The sequence below is a fragment of the Pseudomonas sp. GM55 genome, from assembly GCF_000282395.1.
Lineage (GTDB): Bacteria > Pseudomonadota > Gammaproteobacteria > Pseudomonadales > Pseudomonadaceae > Aquipseudomonas > Aquipseudomonas fluorescens_CC.
On sequence record NZ_AKJJ01000036.1, the window covers coordinates 49,262 to 65,155 of the forward strand.

The following is a 15,894-nucleotide window of genomic DNA, read 5'->3' on the forward strand; positions in this document are numbered from 1 at the left end:
AAAATCAGGCACTTCATCAGTGGGAGCAGGATTCACCGACAGGCGCCATCGCCTGGGGAGGTTTTCACATGAGCCCCTTGTCCCATTCCATCCTGCAAGACCGGCCAGCGGCCGGGCGGCGTTTGATTGAGCCGCTGCTGCCTTATGCCCACCGAGCCGATGTCATCGTTCTGGCCTTGCCCCGTGGCGGTGTGCCGGTGGCCTATGAAGTGGCCACGGCGCTGAAGGTTCGCCTGGACCTGATGCTGGTGCGCAAGCTTGGCGTGCCATCCCACCCGGAGTACGCCATGGGCGCGATTGCCAGCGGCGGTATCCGGATTCTCAATGAAGAGGCGCTGCGGGCGCACCCGATTGATCGCGCCGCGTTCGACGCCGTGGTCGAACGGGAAACCCGCGAGTTGCTGCGCCGCGAGAAGGTCTACCGCGGCACGCGGCCGCCGGTGCAACTCAAGGATCAGGTGGTGATCCTGATCGACGACGGCCTGGCCACCGGCGCTTCGATGAGGGCGGCGATCCAGGCGCTGCGGGTGCAGGCGCCATCGCGCATCGTGGTGGCGGTGCCGGTGGCACCGATCGATACGGTGGAGGTACTGCGCAGCGAGGTGGATGAACTGGTTTGCCCGCTGATGCCCGAGTGGTTCACTTCGATTGGGCATTGGTACATGGATTTTGCCCAGACCTCGGATGCCGAGGTGATCGAGCTGTTGCAGCGGGCGTGGCAACGCGGGGAGTGCGGGTAGCGCTGGTGGCCATCGACAGGTGGTCGCAAATCAACGCGTGAGGTGGAATAAACGCCAGTTGTTTGCTTTAGTCCATCTGGTGCCAGCCTTCGTGTGCTGCACGCCAACTCAAGACGGGAGCCCTCCCGGAGAGTGCCATGAACCTTCGATCCGCGCGTTGCGTCGCTCTGGCCGGCACGTTTGTGTTCGGCCCGGTGCAGTTCAGCCTGGCGCCGTTCGCTGAAGCCGTGGAATACAAGGAAGTGAACGCCAGGGCCAGCACCTTGAGTTTCACCTATGAGCAGATGGGGTCGAGAACCTATGGCACCTTCGGCAAGTTCAAGGCCGATCTCGACTTCGACACCGAAAACCCTGGCGCCGCCCATGCCGGTCTGACCATCGACCTCAAAAGCATCGACGCCGGCAGCAGCGACGCCAACACCGAGCTGCAAAAACCGGCGTGGTTCGACACGGCGACTTATCCGGTGGCGACGTTCAAGTCGACGTCCATCAAGGCCCTCGGCAATAACCGCTACACCATCACCGGCAAACTGTCCCTGCGCGGGCTCACGCGGGAGGTGAGTGTGCCGGTGCTGCTGAAATCGGAGAGCTCCATTGGCATCTTCGATGGCGAACTGGTGCTCAAGCGTGACGACTTCAAGATGGGCGAGGGCGAGTGGGCGGACAGTGTGGTGTCCAACGAGATCAATATCCGTTTTCGGATGGTGGCGCCGCAGCGGTGACTGCCAGGTGCTTTGCTCGGTACCACCTTGCGACTCACAAAAGAAAAACGCCCGATCCACATTGCATGGACCGGGCGTCGATCAATCCGCTCTAGTGCGCCACTACTGGCACCGTCACGGTTTTGCCGAAGGCTGATTTGACGGTCGCCGTCGGGCTGGGCGACGGGCCACTGCCGACGGTCGTCACCGCTATCTGCCAGCTCGCGCCTGTCGCCGTAGGCGTCAGGGTGGCGGTGCCAAGGTTCACCGTACCGGTTGTGGTCGTGACAGTCGCCGTGATGGTATTGCCCGTGCCACGCGAGGTGGTGCCGGACAGGACCCAGTAGTAGCGGCTGTTGCTGCGGGCGGTGACGGTAGCGCTGGTGACGATCAGGTTCTCGACGACCGCTGCCGAGACCGCCACGGACACCGTCGCCGGTGCCGACTCCGCACCCTTGGCATCCCTGGCCTGATAGGTAAAGGTCGCAGTGAACGGCGCGGGAACCGTGGCCGGTGGTGTGTAGATCACGCGCAGACCATCGGTGCTGACCGTGCCCTTGCCGGAGTCCGGTTGTTCCAGACCCACCACTTTAAGGGGCACGTTGCCGTCAGGGTCGCTGTCGTTGGCCAGGACGTTGATGGTCAGCGGTTGGCCGTTGTTGCTGATCGCGCTGTCGGGGTTGGCGATCGGTTTTTTGTTATCGCCATCGTTATTGTTACGCGGATCGCCAGTGCGGAAGGTCGGCAGCGCGGCGGAGTTGACGTAGGTGACGCCGTCCCAGCCGGGCAGGGGCGTTGGCATCAACTGGAACTGACCCGGATGCTCGACGTCCCAGCGCAGCAGCATTGAGGTGTCCTCATGCTGGGTGTTGTGGCAGTGCTCCATGTAGGTCCCGGCGAATTCGCGGAAGCGGATGGCTATGTCCACGTCCACCGAACTGTCGATGCCTTCGCCAATGAGATAGACGTCCTTGCGCGCCCATTTTTCCCATTCCGGCGGCGCCTTGCCGTCACGGTTGAGAACAATGCCTTCTTCGAAATGCACGTGCACCGGGTGGCTCCAGCCATTGCCGCCGTTTCTGATTTTCCACACTTCCAGTGTGCCGTCGCCGGAGAACCCGCCAGGGGTCGGGCCGTTGGCCAGTTGCGGAGCGGCGCTGATGATCCGAGGATCCATGGGGAAGCCGAAACCGCCGTCGGTCTTGATCGTCCAGGGTTGTTCGTCGGTGCCGTCGGAGCGACCGAAAGTGAACTCACGATGGCGTGCCAGCTTCAGTTTGGCCTGCATCGCCGGATCGTCGCGGTTGATCGTCAGCGGGATCATGACCTTGCCGACCGGTTTACCCGGTTTGGCGGGTTCGTAGTCGGCGGGGTTCATGCTCACGTCCTGGCCGGCATAAGGCTGGACCACCATCTGCAGGAACTTGCCCACCGCCGGGTCGCCGTTGTCCCATTCCAGCCCTTTGCTGCCCAGCTTGAGCACCGCCTTGTACTTCCCGGACAGGACGTCGGCCAGGCTCAGCGGTACAGGCTCCGGCCCCTTGCCGTTCTGGTGCTCCATCAGGTTGACGAAGTACAGCTTGTCGCCGGTCCTGATCCCGTTTTTCGCGAAGTTGACGATGATGTCGAACCGCTCGGCAATGCCCTGGGTGGGCAGGATGGCGTTGTGGTCCTGCACATCGCCGTCACCGTCCAGGTCCATGCTGCCGTCGAACGGCACGGCGTGTTCCATGAGGTTGCCGTCGTTGGCGATCATATGGAACGGCACGCGGGTATAAGACAGGCCAGAACCTGCCGGGCCGGGGAATTCGCCACCGGTGCCGACGATTTCGCGCACCAGCGCGATCCTGAAGAAGCGCGACACCGAGCCATTGAGAATGCGGAAACGATAGCTGCGCGCGCGCACATTCAGACGTGGCTGGTACTGCCAGTTGACCAGGATCTGATCGCCCAGGAAGCCATCGGTGTTGAACGGGTTGAACCACAGCTGGCCATTGGCGTCCCAGGCCTTGTCGGCCACCAGCAGGTTGACGTCATAGTCGCGGTTGCCCCAGGGCAGGGCCGAACCGCTGGGCAGGCGCAGGTTGACGCCGTCTTCGAAGGCTTCGTTGCCACGATCCAGGGCGCTGTAGTAGTTCATCATCGTCGCGTTGCCCTTGTAGACGTTCTGCGCGGTGAATTCGTGCATGTGGTCATGAAACCAGTGGGTGCTCATGGTTTCGCGCCAGTCGCCACGGATCTTGATGCTGCCGTTGTTGCACGTCTTGAGGCCTGGAGTGGCGTCGTTGACAAACAGGGTTTCGCCCGGGGCGCAGGGGAACGCCGCGCGCGGATCCTGAGCACTGGTGTTGATGGTGTCGTAGCCGGCCAGTTGTATCGGCCAGCGATAGTCGTAGTACTGCCCCGGAAAGAAAAATGCATTGGCATAGCCGTCGCTTTCGGCCGGGGAGTGGCCGTTGTGTTCGTGGGTGCTGAGGGTGTGCAGGCCAAACCCCATGTTGGCCGACGGATCGATCGGCAGGGCGTTGTAGTGACGCATCAGCACCGGTTGGCCATAGCGCACCATCAGCAGTTTCGCCGGAAAGGTGCCGTCGAAGGTCCAGAGCGCCTTGTGGTTCTGAATCGGCATGTTGGGGTGAAAGCGGGTGTCGATGCCTTTGGTGGTGCCCGTCGTGGTCGGGATGTCTGAAGTCTGGTAGTACAGCCCGCCAGGCCCGAACTCACCGACAGCATAGTTGTGCAGTTGGCGACGGTCGCGCATGCCGCCGTTGAGCTTGGCGCCTGCTTGCGCGGTCTTGAAGGCGACCTGCGGGTAGAACTCGTTCCAGCGCTGGTGCGACCAGCCTTTTCCTGGCGGACGACCTTCGGCCGGCGAGCCGACCGGATGGCGGTTGAGGAAGGCTTCGATCTGCGCTTTCCACGGGTTGCGGTCCAGCACGTTGGAGTACTGCGACGGAAACGGGTACAGCCCGGGCTGGCGCATGAAGGCTTCCAGCGCCGCGGCCGAAGGACCGCTGCGGGCGATGTTGTTCGGGTCCTGCACGGGAGCCGGGCCGACGGTCGGCACCGGGAAGGTCAGGGGCGGTGGCGGTAGTGTCGGGTCGAGTTTTTCCGTGCCGAACTCTTCGAACAGCAGCAATTGCTGGGTGTACGGCTGTGCCCCGAACAATGGGCTGGGCTTGCCATTGGTGGGGATTTTGAAGAATGTCTGCAGGGCTGGCGGCAGCACGTTATCAGTCGTTGGCGTGGTGCGGGTGCCAAAAGCGCCATTGGGCAGGGCGAGGGCGCCCTGGTTGGCGGGTGGCATGGCCAGTATGGCATCCAGCGCGGCCTTGGGGTCGGGCGGCGGATTGGTAAACGCCGAGGGGTCGGTCGGTGGTGGCGGGCCGAAATCATCCAGCGGGGCGGCGTCTGCCGTGGCCAGGGACAGCAGCATCGCGCAAGGCAAGCTTGATTTGCGCAGCCGGTCGAAGGAATCGCGTGGTGGTATCGTGCTTTTCATTGTTCACCCCTCCCTTGATGCCCCGCTGCCTCCATGTCCGGAACGACAGCTGTTGCGGGCGTAAGGGGGGCGAGTGCAACTAATGAGCCATCATCCGTGCGAAGAAAAAGTTCAGATGAATTAACAAGTTGTTCTGAGCGTTACAGACGGGAGAAGCGGGGCGGGGGAAATAGTCCTCGAATCAGGTGGTAAACACCCGGTTGGGTGGGTGAAGTACCCCATTTGTGGGGAAAGTAGCGGCCCTGTTTCACCGACCGCTTTTGACAGGATTTGCATGCCCTGAGGCGATATGGATTCAACTGCTCGAGAAGGGCGCTATTGGCCGCTGCAGGCCATTGGTGATGGGATGGTTTGCTTGAGTCGACCGCAGACGCCACTGGCGCATCCGGTCAAAACAGGAGGGTCATACTGACATAGGACACTATAGTGTTTGTCAGATGGCGGAACGAGGTAGGCGCAATTGCTGCCAGATGGGGCTTCTGGCATATGGGTGTGTTCTCTACATGCTACAAGCAGCTTTTTGGCGAGCCCCCATCGACCACACTCAAAGCTAAGCCTGCACCTCGTATCAAGTGCTGGAACCAGGTGCCCCAGGCCAGGCACACGGACGTACTGACTCCTCGCCCCTTTACACGAATACGTGTCCGGCCCCAAGCCAAGGCCGAAGCGAAGAGTAACCCCCTGCGCTACACCAGCGTCGTGCCCAGTTCGGGACAGACCAAATCGATCTTTGTATTGCACTGTATCAGTCCGCAGCAGAGATACGTGCTCCGACAAAATCAGCCTTCACGCGATACACGCACGATACATGGATCTCCTTAACTACAAACGCGTTCTTGGCCAGTTGGTGAAAAGCCACGTCGCGATTACCGCCGGCGCGATGATCAACGCACCCATCAGAAGGTTGTTCTGATCTGAACTCAAAACTGAGGAAACTGTTATGACCAAGCTCGAAAAAGTCATTTACTCGGGTACGACCCACACCACGGTCAACCGCGACCCAAGTGCCCAACGTGGCGATTACGGCGTCGTCGACATCAGACTGTCTGCGCCTGGTGGTGACAGCCATGAAATAATCGCGGCCGAACCGCACCCGACCGCCGAGCAGTTGTTTGCAGGTGCCTGGTCGGCCTGCTACATCACTGCGCTGGGGCTCGTGGCCGCACAAAAAAAGGTCGTGCTGCCGCCGGACTATTCCGTGGATATCCAGATCGACCTGGGCCAGACGGGGCCTGGCTGGTTCTTCAATGCCCGGTTCACTGTCCGCATGCCTGGCCTGGCACAGAATGTCGCCGAAACCATTGTGCACTCGGCGCATCAGCTGTGCCCATATTCGAGGGCAGTGCACGAAACCGTTTATCTCGAGCAAACCATTATTACGTCTTGATGAGCTGCCGGCTGGGCGACCAGTCCAGCCTGCGTCGCACTGGCCTGCAGTTACGGCGAACGCCAGTCCGATTACTGAAGCGGCCCACGCTCTCGCCTGCGACAAAAGCCGCAGGGTGGTGGGTCGCCGTTTTCGCCGGAGGTCTGCCGGCCTATGTCATGCCGGCTAACGGAGGCGTGTTATGAATGATCTTCTGAAGCAAGTGATTGCTGCCCATGGCGGCCTTGAGCGCTGGAATGCCTTCGGGACGGTCAGTGCCAGAATCGTTACCGGGGGTGAATTCTGGGCGACCAAGGGTATTGTCACGGATGCTAACCCGCGCAGTATTACTACGAAGACACAGCAAGAATGGGTGACCCTCACGCCCTATGGAGCCCCGGGGGTTGTCATGACTTTCGTTCCGGACCGGGTCGTGATCAGGAACAGCCAGGGCGAGACCATTGCGCAGCGCGAAAATCCCAGGTCAGCGTTTGACGGGCACGGCGCGGACACACCCTGGGATCCACTGCACCGGGCCTATTTCAGTGGCTATGCGCTGTGGACCTATCTGTCGACGCCATTCTTGCTTGTCATGCCAGGGGTTACCGTACAAGAGGTCGCACCTTGGTACGAGCACGGTGAAATGTGGCGGGTTCTGCGCGCAAAGTTTCCCCCGGCAATCGCCACCCACAGTGTTGTTCAGGATTTCTACTTCGGGCCTGATTTCCTGCTGCGACGCCACGACTATCAGGTGGACGTGTCCGGTGGCCTGGCGGCGGCTCAATATGTTTATGACTTCATTGAAATGCAGGGCATCCGCTTTCCGAGTCGCAGGCGGGTACACCCATGTGGCGCTGACTTGCAACCGGATCGCAGCCGCACTTTGGTCTGGATTGATCTGTCTGATTTCGAGTTGCGCTAAGCCAACCGCTATCCGACCGATTGTTTCTGGCCGGTTTCTGCCTGTCGCCACCGGCGGGTTCAGGTGTTCCTTGCCAGGACAGTGCAACACAGTCTGGCTTCGAACGGGGTACGCCAGCGTGACTCAGGCCGTTCCGAACCGCTTGCCACTCAGGCGGGGAATTGGGCTATCCAGTGCCTGGCAATCTCTTCGCGTCGGCAGATCCACACCGCGTCGTGGCCTTGCACGTAATCGAGGAAGCGCGCCAGCGCCATCGCACGACCAGGATGGCCACTGATCCGCCCATGCAGGCCGACGCTCATCATCTTCGGGTGTTGCGCGCCCTCCTGCCACAGCAGGTCGAAAGCATCCTTGAGCAGCCGGAAGAAGTCTTCACCGCAGGCGAAACCATTCGGCAGCAGATAGCGGGCGTCGTTGTTGACCAGTGTGTAAGGGATCACCAGATGGGCGGGCGTTCCTGGGAGCCAATAGGGCAAGTCATCGTTGTAGGCGTCCGAGCTATAGAGAAACCCACCTTCCTCGCGCAACAGGCGGCGGGTGTTCTGGCTGACCCTTCCTGTGTACCAGCCTACGGGGCGTTTACCGCAGATCTGCTCGATCACGTCGAGGGTGAGGCGGATATGGCGCCGCTCCTGGTCTTCAGGCATGTCGCGATAGTCCAGCCAACGGTAGCCATGCCCGGCAATCTCATGCCCGGCAGCGCAGAGCGCATGGCCAATCGCCGGGGTGAGTTCCAGTGCCCGGCCGACGGCGAAGGCGGTCAGCGGCAGGCCTCGGGCGCTGAACAGCTGCAGAATGCGCCACACACCTGCGCGCGATCCGTATTCGTACATGCCCTCGACGCTCAAGTCCGGTTCCCCCACACGCGGCGGGCGGCCCGGTAGCTCGTGAAGCCAGGCCTCCGACTGTGCATCGCCATTGAGGATGCATGATTCCGCGCCCTCTTCGATGTTGAGGACGAACTGGACCGCGACGCGCGCCCCACCGGGCCATCGCGGGTGGGGTGGGCAGCCGCCATAACCGATGAGGTCGCGAGCGGACATCAGCCCAGCTCGAAGGTCGTGACGCCGAACACACGTTCGTGCGCGATCGGCGGAGGAGGGCCGAGGTACATGCGTGCGCAGCCGAAAACCTCGATCATGCCCTGCTGGTGCACGAGCGCCATCGCGGCGGGGTTATTCTCCGGGGCATCGAGAAACAGCGGGCCACCCGCCGCAAATTGCGCCAGGCGCGCGTAGAGGGCATTGGCTGCCAGGGCGTCATCGGCGAACAAGGGGCCGATCTTGTAGCCTTCCCGGCAGCGCCTTACGACGCCATAGCCGCTTAGCCTGTCCTCGCGCCGGCAACCCACGGCGAGGGCATCGGCCTGGGCTATCCACCCGCTCAGGAAGGTTGCGCGCGCGGCGGGGAAGCAGGTGCGGTCGTAATCGACAACCTGATCGAACGGGAAGGTGGCCAACGGGACGATGTCCTGGTCGTCTGCCTGCGAGGTCGCCGGGTGTTTGGTGATCTCGGCACGAAAACGCATGTTGCGATGGGAGAAGACGAAGCCACCCTTGGCGTAGTAGTCCTGCATCGCGAAGACGCCGTCCATGCCGATGCTCGCGCCTGGGCGCAGGCGGGCGAGGAGTCGCTCGCGGCGTGCGTGCCAGAGGGTATTGCCCAGACCTAGACCGCGATATTCAGGCCGGACGATGAAAAAACCCATGAAACCGAATTCGCCATTGTAGGAGGTGATGGCACCGCCGCCGATCAATTCGCCGCCCCGGGACGCCGCGATGAAGGCGGCAGGGTCCGTAGCCCAGAACAGCTCGGCATCGTGAAAGCCGGGATTCCAACCCTCACGGGCAGCCCAATCGACAAGCTCGTCCAGCTCGGGACGGGTCATGTTGCGTATGACCAGCTGATTCGACACCGCGAAGTTCTCCTCAGTCGCTAATCGAGCATGTGGTCCATTCCCACTCTGAACCCTTTCGGTATAGCTTCAACCCGGGTATTGATCCAGATCGTCATGTCACGTGCAGAACATGTTTGTCGCCATTGTACTGTCCTGAGCGTGACGCCCGGTTGTTGTCAGAGAGGGCGGAACATGCACCTGCAGGAGAGGCCAGACGTTTATTCCGCTCCCGCCCCAAAGCTGCCGGTGGGAACCGGCAGAAACCGGCCAGGAGCGGAAGCGCGGGAAGTTGCATTGCATTTGAGTATCTACGGACTAACCTCACTCACGCCAGGTTACTGGGCAACTGAATTGGGGACGTAAAAACGCCGGTAAGCACGTGGCCCGCCGGCGCAAGGGGTAACCGCTCTCGTCGCAGGAAAATACGGTTGCTACGGATGAATCACGTGCGGGGCATTGCTCGAATCAGAAATCTTGCGACGTTGGGCGCAAGACGATCTCGTTAATGTCTGCACTACCGACAGGTGTTGGGACGAGTGCTTCGGCGCATGGGTGAGGCTGACGACCAGGCGTGGTTGTTTGTGTTAGCGGAGCCAACGCTCCAGCAATTTTCCCTGCGTATTGCCGATGACTTGCCAGAAGATATGCCAGTTCTGAGCTATGCTCATGCGCCTTACACGGATGCCTGTTCGACAGCTGATGATAGTGCTGCCGGCAGACAAGATGGGGAGCTTGAAAATTGTGGCTCCGCGCTTACCAGTGTCCTATCACCAGCAAGCAGGGCGAGCTGGCTTGCCAGCGATAGGGCCCGCCAGAACACTGTAAAATATTCCTGCCCCCGCGGAGGAATCCCCCATGCCAACCCCCACCTACGAACTCCTGGAAGTCCCCGGCGGCAAGCCGATCAAGCTCTGGACCCACGGCGTGCCTGTCGAACCCGAGGCCAGGGCCCAACTGATCGCCACCGCGAAGATGCCCTTCATCTTCAAGCACCTTGCCGTGATGCCCGACGTGCACCTTGGCAAGGGCTCGACCATCGGCAGCGTGGTCCCGACCGTCGGCGCCATCATCCCGGCCGCTGTGGGCGTGGACATTGGTTGCGGCATGATTGCCGCGTGCACCTCACTGACCGCCGCCGACCTGCCGGATAACCTGGGCCGCCTGCGCAGCGCCATCGAGAAAGCCGTACCCCACGGACGCAGCTTCGGCCGAAACAAGCGCGACACGGGAGCCTGGGACAACGTACCCGGCTCGGCGGAGCATGCCTGGAGAGCGCTGGCCGGGCGCTTCAAGGCGATCACCGACAAGTACCCGCGCCTGGAAAAGACCAACAATCGCCAGCATCTGGGCACCCTGGGTACCGGCAATCATTTCATCGAAGTCTGCCTGGATGAAGCCAACCGTGTCTGGTTCATGTTGCACAGCGGTTCACGCGGGGTCGGCAACGCCATCGGCTGCCTGTTCATCGAACTGGCCCAGGCCGACATGCGCCAGCACATCGCCAACCTGCCCCACCGCGACCTGGCCTATTTAGAGGAAGGCAGCCGGCACTTCGCCGATTATGTGGAAGCCGTGGGCTGGGCCCAGGATTTCGCCCGGCAGAATCGCGCCTTGATGATGCACGCGGTCATCGGCGCGGCGCGCCAGGTCATTGCCAAGCCTTTTGATGCAGAACTGGAGGCAGTGAACTGCCACCACAATTACGTGCAAAAGGAGTGGCACTTCGGCAGGGAGGTATTGGTCACCCGCAAGGGCGCGGTGTCGGCGCAAAAGGGTGAACTGGGGATCATCCCGGGCTCCATGGGCGCCAAGAGCTTCATCGTCCGCGGGCTGGGCAACGAGGAGTCGTTCTGCTCCTGCAGCCACGGCGCGGGCCGCGTCATGAGCCGGACCCAGGCGAAAAAGCTGTTCACCGTCGCTGACCAGATCCGTGCCACCGTGCATGTCGAGTGTCGCAAGGACGCTGACGTGATCGACGAAATCCCGATGGCCTACAAGGACATCGACCGCGTCATGGAAGCCCAGCGCGAGCTGGTGGAAGTCGTGCACACCCTGCGCCAGGTGGTGTGTGTAAAGGGATAGTTGAGCGCTGTCTCAGGCGTCCTTCGCAGCAGACAACCGTTACACCTTCCGCACAGGCCCCGGGTACTGCGCGATCATTGCATCAGCCGTCAGCAGCGTTACCCCCTCAACCATCGCCTGCGCCACCAGGATGCGGTCAAACGGGTCCTGGTGTAATGGGATGGACTCGCCCGCTCCGAGGCGTCAATGCGCCACGGTGGCAGTCTAAGAAGCCACCGACAGCGAGGGCGAGTCCATGAAAAGGCCTACGACGGTTAAACAGTCCCTGTCTTGAATCGACCTGTCGGCCTGTACGACGGTGGCGGTCGATCTTGCCAATCTGTTGCGTCGACCGGTTGAATCCACAGCCGTTTGCTGCCCCTCCGCACAGGCAGCAATCGGCCAGAAACAGGCATTCGGTAGCGTCCAGGAAATCAGGGACAATTCATTTGGCATTGCCGGGGACTTCTTTTAACAGGGGTGATGGTGATCCTGTCCATGCCAGGAAAACATCGCTACATCCAGCGCCACACGCTTACGCCCGAGCGGCCTTTTCAAGGCTGGGCAGCAAGGGACTGCCCGTCACTGATGAAGGGGTATGGACAGCATCCACCTGTACAACTTCGGGCTTCTGTTCTTCTACCTCGCCATTGAGCGCCTTGTGCATTTTAACCGTGTCCAGCGCCCCGACCCATTTGGCAATCGCCATGGTGCCGACACCGTTGCCAATGGTATTGGTGATTGCACGAGCTTCCGACATGAAGCGGTCGACACCCAGCAGCAAGACCATGCCCGCCACCGGAATGGTGCCGAGGGATGACAGCGTGGCCGCCAGAATGATGAAGCCGGAACCGGTGACACCCGCCGAGCCCTTGGAGGTGAACATCAGCACCGCCAGCACGATCAATTGATCGGTCAGGGTCAGCGGCGTGTTGGTCGCCTGGGCAATGAAAATCGCGGCGATGGTGTAGTAGATCGCCTGCCCGTCCGGGTTGAAGGTCAAACCGGAGGGAATGATCATCCCCGCGACAGGTTTGGATACGCCGGCCTTTTCCATCTTGGAAATCATCTGCGGCAGCACTGATTCCGAGGAACTGGTGCCCAGCACGGTGAACAGTTCTTCCTTGATGAACTTGAGGAACTTCCACAGGCTGAAACCGCTGTAGCGACAGATCGGCCCGAGCACGAAGATCACGAATACGGCGCAGGTCAGGTACACACAAGCCATCAGCTTGCCGAGCGAGAACAGCGAGCCAAAACCGTATTTGCCGATGGTGAATGCAATGGCGCCGAATGCGCCGATCGGGGCCAGGCGCATGACCATGTTGACGATGCGGAACATGCCCTGCATCAGGCTGTCCAGGGTGTCGACAAATGCTTTGCCGCGCGGACCGACGTGGGCCAGGGCGATGCCCAGCAGTATGGAGAACAACAGGATTTGCAGGACATTGCCCTTGGCGAAGGCATCGACAATGGTATCGGGAATGATGTTCATGACGAAGTCCATGAACGAGGCATGTTTCACCGCGGAGGTGTAGGTAGCCAGGCTGGACGTGTCGAGGGTGGCGACATCGATGTTCATGCCCGCGCCTGGTTTGAACACATCGACCACCACCAGTCCGACCACCAGCGCCAGCGTCGACACCACTTCGAAATACAGCAAGGCGCGAAAGCCGACCCGGCCCAGTTCCTTCATGTTTTCCATGCGGGCGATCCCTGTGACTACGGTCAGGAAGATCACCGGTGCGAGGAGCATTTTGATCAGTTTGATGAAGGCGTCGCCCAAGGGTTTGAGCGCAGCTCCGGTTTCAGGAACGAACACTCCGACAATGGCGCCGAGGATGACCGCAATGAGCACTTGTACGTAGAGTTTGCCTAATATTCTTTTCATGACAGGGCCCTGATTTTTTATTGTTGTCAGGAAATGCCAAGGAGTCGGATCCAGTGATCTGCCCCTTGGCGTTGTGCCGCAGTACTACTTTGAATCGCTGAAAAACATCAGCGGTTGATCAACGCGATGACCGCATCCGTGATCTGGCGGGTGGTAGCCGTACCGCCCAGATCAGGGGTATGCAGACCGCTTTCGGTCACGGCTTCGATGGCTGACATCAGCTGTTTGGCCGCAGCGGCTTCGCCCAGGTGTTCGAGCATCATTGCCGCCGTCCAGAAGGTTGCAATCGGGTTGGCTACACCTTTACCGGTGATGTCGAAAGCCGAGCCGTGGATCGGTTCGAACATCGAGGGGAATTTACGCGACGGGTTCAGGTTGGCGGTCGGTGCGATGCCCAGACTGCCGGACAACGCAGCGGCCAGATCGGACAGAATGTCAGCGTGCAGGTTGGTGGCGACGATCACGTCCAGGGTCGAGGGTTTGAGCACCATGCGCGTGGTCACGGCGTCCACCAGCTCCTTGTCGATCTTCACGTCCGGGAAGTCCTTGGCCACTTCGTAGAAGATCTCGTCCCACAACACCATGCCGTGACGCTGGGCGTTTGACTTGGTGACCATGGTCAGGTGTTTGCGCGGGCGGCTTTGCGCCAGTTCGAAGGCAAAGCGGTGAATGCGCTCAACTCCTGCACGGGTGAATACCGACACTTCAGTGGCAACCTCTTCCGGCAGGCCCCGGTGCACACGACCGCCGTTGCCGGAGTACTCGCCTTCGGAGTTTTCTCGCACCACCACCCAGTCGATCCGGTCACCGTTGAGCAGTGGGCTTTTCACCCCTGGCAGCACGCGCGCCGGACGCACGTTGGCGTACTGATCGAAGCCCTGGCAGATCGGCAGGCGCAGACCCCACAGGGAAATGTGATCCGGTACGTTGAGCGCTCCCACGGCACCGAAGAAAATCGCGTCGAAGGTTTTCAGTTCTTCCAGGCCCCCTTCAGGGATGTAGTAACCGTTTTTCAGGTAGTTATCCGAATTCCAGTCGAAGTGTTTGAAATCCAGTTCGAAGCCGGATCTCTCCGACAGGGCTTGCAGCACCTCGACGCCCGCGGCGATCACTTCAATACCGATGCCATCACCTGGGATCGCTGCAATCTTGTATGCGCTCATGGTCAACTCCACTCTCGTAACGTTCTTGTTTTGCCTGTCGAACGGGCTGTTCAATCAGGGTGTGAGCGGAGTATATGTAGTGAACAAATAGGTGTGAGTTACTCAGAATCACTACATAAATAACTTTGAGTTACGAATGAGCCAGACTCTGGATTTGTCATTTTTCTACCTCCTGGCCAATAAGGGCAGCCTCGCTGCCACGGCGCGGGAACTGGGCATCACACCGCCGGCGGTGAGCAAGCGTCTCACCTCGCTGGAGGCTCGATTGGGCATCCGCCTGGTCAATCGCACCACACGTTCAATGAGCCTGACTTCAGAGGGCGAACTGCTTTTCTCGCATGCCGCTCGCATCCTGACGCAGATAGAAGAGGTCGAGCAGTTGATCAGCAGTAGTCGGGCTACGCCTAAAGGCCTGATACGGGTCAACGCATCGCTGGGGTTTGGTCGCCGCTACATCGGCCCGGCACTGGGCGCGTTTTTCGCACAGTACCCGGAGGTGGAAGTGCAGCTGGAAATCAGCGATCACCCCCTTGACCTGACGACGCACGGGTTTGATCTGGGCATTCGTTTCGGTACGTTGCCGGACGCCGCCTTCCATGCACGCAAGATCGCGTCCAATCGCCGATTGTTATGCGCCTCACCGCTGTACCTGGAAAAACACGGCGTACCGCAACGCCTCACGGATTTACAGCAACACAACTGCATCTTTCTGCGGCAGAACGAAACGCCTTACGGGGTGTGGAGTTTTACTAACGGTGGGCGTACACAAAACATCAAAGTCCGTGGCGCATTGGGCTGCAATGACGGTGAAGTGGCCCTGAACTGGGCGTTGGAAGGCCACGGTATTCTTCTGCGGGCAGAATGGGATATCGCCCGCTATGTGCGCAGTGGCCGCTTGCGATTAGTGCTGGAAGACCAGACACCCACCCGCGCCGATGTTTTCGCGGTCTATCCGCAACAGTTACACCTGTCGGCGCGAGTGCGCAGCCTGATCGACTTTCTGGTTGAGCGCTTCAAGCACATTGATCACCTGGACGAAACAGAACCTGCGTACGACTGAGCAGGATCAGCGAGGAGACGCTTTGCCAGTTGCGCTGGATACTGTGGCAGATTCCTGTATCTGTCCTGGAGCTTGCATGAAAGTTGGCGTGATATCCGATACCCACGGCTTGCTGCGTCCCGAAGCGTTTGCCGCCCTGCAGGGGTGCGAGCGAATCATTCATGCCGGCGACATCGGTGCCCTGGAAGTCCTTGACCGACTGGCCTCTATTGCGCCCCTGCACGTCGTGCGCGGGAACAATGATCAAGACCTGGCATGGGCAGAACATCTCCCTGACTTTCTGCGTTTCGACCTCAATGGTTGGCAGGCGTTGCTGGTGCATGACATTGCCGATGTCCCGGTCGAACTGGAAACAGGCGTAAAGCTGGTGATTACCGGCCACTCCCACAAGCCACGCATGGAATGGCGTGGGGAGCGATTGTTTCTCAATCCCGGCAGCGCGGGGCGACGACGCTTCAAGCTTCCGGTGACGCTGGCGCTGCTTGAGGTATCGGCGACTTCAATTGAGCCTCGGTTGATTGACCTGTTGGAGTGAGCCCCACAGCGAAGGGGATCACGGTCGATGCAACACACTGGATTCTGTGTATGCAG

Annotated in this window: 12 protein-coding genes and 2 pseudogenes; 9 read left to right on the forward strand and 5 right to left on the reverse strand. The window is 60.5% G+C overall.

What is annotated here, in order from left to right; all coding sequences use genetic code 11:
* Positions 1-68: 68 nt before the first annotated feature.
* Positions 69-740 carry a phosphoribosyltransferase gene (locus PMI31_RS07610; RefSeq protein ID WP_008017274.1) on the forward strand — a complete coding sequence of 224 codons (672 nt, stop codon included), beginning with the start codon at positions 69-71 and terminating at the stop codon, positions 738-740.
* A gap of 137 nt (positions 741-877) precedes the next feature.
* Positions 878-1,462 carry a YceI family protein gene (locus PMI31_RS07615; RefSeq protein ID WP_008017275.1) on the forward strand — a complete coding sequence of 195 codons (585 nt, stop codon included), beginning with the start codon at positions 878-880 and terminating at the stop codon, positions 1,460-1,462.
* 91 nt (positions 1,463-1,553) lie between these two features.
* Here the strand turns inward: PMI31_RS07615 and PMI31_RS07620 are convergent, their stop codons facing one another.
* Positions 1,554-4,943, reverse strand: a complete 3,390-nt coding sequence (locus PMI31_RS07620; RefSeq protein WP_008017276.1) for an Ig-like domain-containing protein — start codon at positions 4,941-4,943, stop codon at positions 1,554-1,556.
* Positions 4,944-5,393: 450 nt separating this feature from the next.
* Between PMI31_RS07620 and PMI31_RS31850 the strand changes: the two are divergent.
* From PMI31_RS31850 to PMI31_RS07630, 3 genes and pseudogenes are all read left to right on the forward strand, one after another.
* Positions 5,394-5,492 (forward strand): annotated as a pseudogene (locus tag PMI31_RS31850) (helix-turn-helix domain-containing protein); the annotation flags it as partial.
* 391 nt (positions 5,493-5,883) lie between these two features.
* A complete protein-coding gene (locus PMI31_RS07625) occupies positions 5,884-6,330 on the forward strand; it encodes an Ohr family peroxiredoxin (RefSeq protein WP_008017277.1) in 447 nt (148 codons plus the stop codon).
* Positions 6,331-6,511: 181 nt separating this feature from the next.
* Positions 6,512-7,231, forward strand: a complete 720-nt coding sequence (locus PMI31_RS07630; protein WP_008017278.1) for a hypothetical protein — start codon at positions 6,512-6,514, stop codon at positions 7,229-7,231.
* A gap of 149 nt (positions 7,232-7,380) precedes the next feature.
* On the opposite strand, the gene puuE is transcribed toward PMI31_RS07630, so the two are convergent.
* Positions 7,381-8,274, reverse strand: coding sequence for an allantoinase PuuE (gene puuE, locus PMI31_RS07635; protein ID WP_008017280.1), 894 nt, complete (start codon positions 8,272-8,274; stop codon positions 7,381-7,383).
* A complete protein-coding gene (locus PMI31_RS07640; RefSeq protein ID WP_008017281.1) occupies positions 8,274-9,146 on the reverse strand; it encodes a GNAT family N-acetyltransferase in 873 nt (290 codons plus the stop codon). The genes puuE and PMI31_RS07640 overlap by 1 nt, the downstream gene beginning before the upstream one ends.
* A 491-nt stretch (positions 9,147-9,637) precedes the next feature.
* Here PMI31_RS07640 and PMI31_RS31270 point away from each other — a divergent pair.
* Positions 9,638-9,785 (forward strand): annotated as a pseudogene (locus tag PMI31_RS31270) (diguanylate cyclase); the annotation flags it as partial.
* A gap of 198 nt (positions 9,786-9,983) precedes the next feature.
* Positions 9,984-11,210 (forward strand): RtcB family protein, encoded by a 1,227-nt coding sequence (locus PMI31_RS07645; protein WP_008017284.1) that lies wholly within the window; start codon positions 9,984-9,986, stop codon positions 11,208-11,210.
* 514 nt (positions 11,211-11,724) lie between these two features.
* On the opposite strand, the gene PMI31_RS07650 is transcribed toward PMI31_RS07645, so the two are convergent.
* Together PMI31_RS07650 and PMI31_RS07655 are read right to left on the reverse strand one after the other, a co-directional pair.
* Complete coding sequence (locus tag PMI31_RS07650; RefSeq protein WP_008017285.1) at positions 11,725-13,080, reverse strand: dicarboxylate/amino acid:cation symporter; 1,356 nt, start codon at positions 13,078-13,080, stop codon at positions 11,725-11,727.
* A gap of 107 nt (positions 13,081-13,187) precedes the next feature.
* Positions 13,188-14,243: a tartrate dehydrogenase gene (locus PMI31_RS07655; protein ID WP_008017286.1), complete on the reverse strand. Its 1,056-nt coding sequence runs from the start codon at positions 14,241-14,243 to the stop codon at positions 13,188-13,190.
* A gap of 136 nt (positions 14,244-14,379) precedes the next feature.
* Between PMI31_RS07655 and PMI31_RS07660 the strand changes: the two genes are divergently transcribed.
* Together PMI31_RS07660 and PMI31_RS07665 are read left to right on the forward strand one after the other, a co-directional pair.
* Entirely contained in the window at positions 14,380-15,303 is a 924-nt protein-coding gene (locus PMI31_RS07660) for a LysR substrate-binding domain-containing protein (protein ID WP_008017287.1), read from the forward strand.
* A gap of 76 nt (positions 15,304-15,379) precedes the next feature.
* Positions 15,380-15,838 (forward strand): metallophosphoesterase family protein, encoded by a 459-nt coding sequence (locus PMI31_RS07665; RefSeq protein WP_008017289.1) that lies wholly within the window; start codon positions 15,380-15,382, stop codon positions 15,836-15,838.
* Positions 15,839-15,894 lie beyond the last annotated feature (56 nt).

Excerpts from the sequence above, each read along its gene's own strand:
- PMI31_RS07610 (WP_008017274.1), top strand. The coding sequence starts at position 69 with ATGAGCCCCTTGTCCCATTCCATCCTGCAAGACCGGCCAGCGGCCGGG.
- PMI31_RS07650 (WP_008017285.1), bottom strand. The coding sequence starts at position 13,080 with ATGAAAAGAATATTAGGCAAACTCTACGTACAAGTGCTCATTGCGGTC.
- PMI31_RS07630 (WP_008017278.1), top strand. The coding sequence starts at position 6,512 with ATGAATGATCTTCTGAAGCAAGTGATTGCTGCCCATGGCGGCCTTGAG.
- PMI31_RS07660 (WP_008017287.1), top strand. The coding sequence starts at position 14,380 with ATGAGCCAGACTCTGGATTTGTCATTTTTCTACCTCCTGGCCAATAAG.
- PMI31_RS07625 (WP_008017277.1), top strand. The coding sequence starts at position 5,884 with ATGACCAAGCTCGAAAAAGTCATTTACTCGGGTACGACCCACACCACG.
- PMI31_RS07645 (WP_008017284.1), top strand. The coding sequence starts at position 9,984 with ATGCCAACCCCCACCTACGAACTCCTGGAAGTCCCCGGCGGCAAGCCG.
- puuE (WP_008017280.1), bottom strand. The coding sequence starts at position 8,274 with ATGTCCGCTCGCGACCTCATCGGTTATGGCGGCTGCCCACCCCACCCG.
- PMI31_RS07620 (WP_008017276.1), bottom strand. The coding sequence starts at position 4,943 with ATGAAAAGCACGATACCACCACGCGATTCCTTCGACCGGCTGCGCAAA.
- PMI31_RS07665 (WP_008017289.1), top strand. The coding sequence starts at position 15,380 with ATGAAAGTTGGCGTGATATCCGATACCCACGGCTTGCTGCGTCCCGAA.
- PMI31_RS07655 (WP_008017286.1), bottom strand. The coding sequence starts at position 14,243 with ATGAGCGCATACAAGATTGCAGCGATCCCAGGTGATGGCATCGGTATT.
- PMI31_RS07615 (WP_008017275.1), top strand. The coding sequence starts at position 878 with ATGAACCTTCGATCCGCGCGTTGCGTCGCTCTGGCCGGCACGTTTGTG.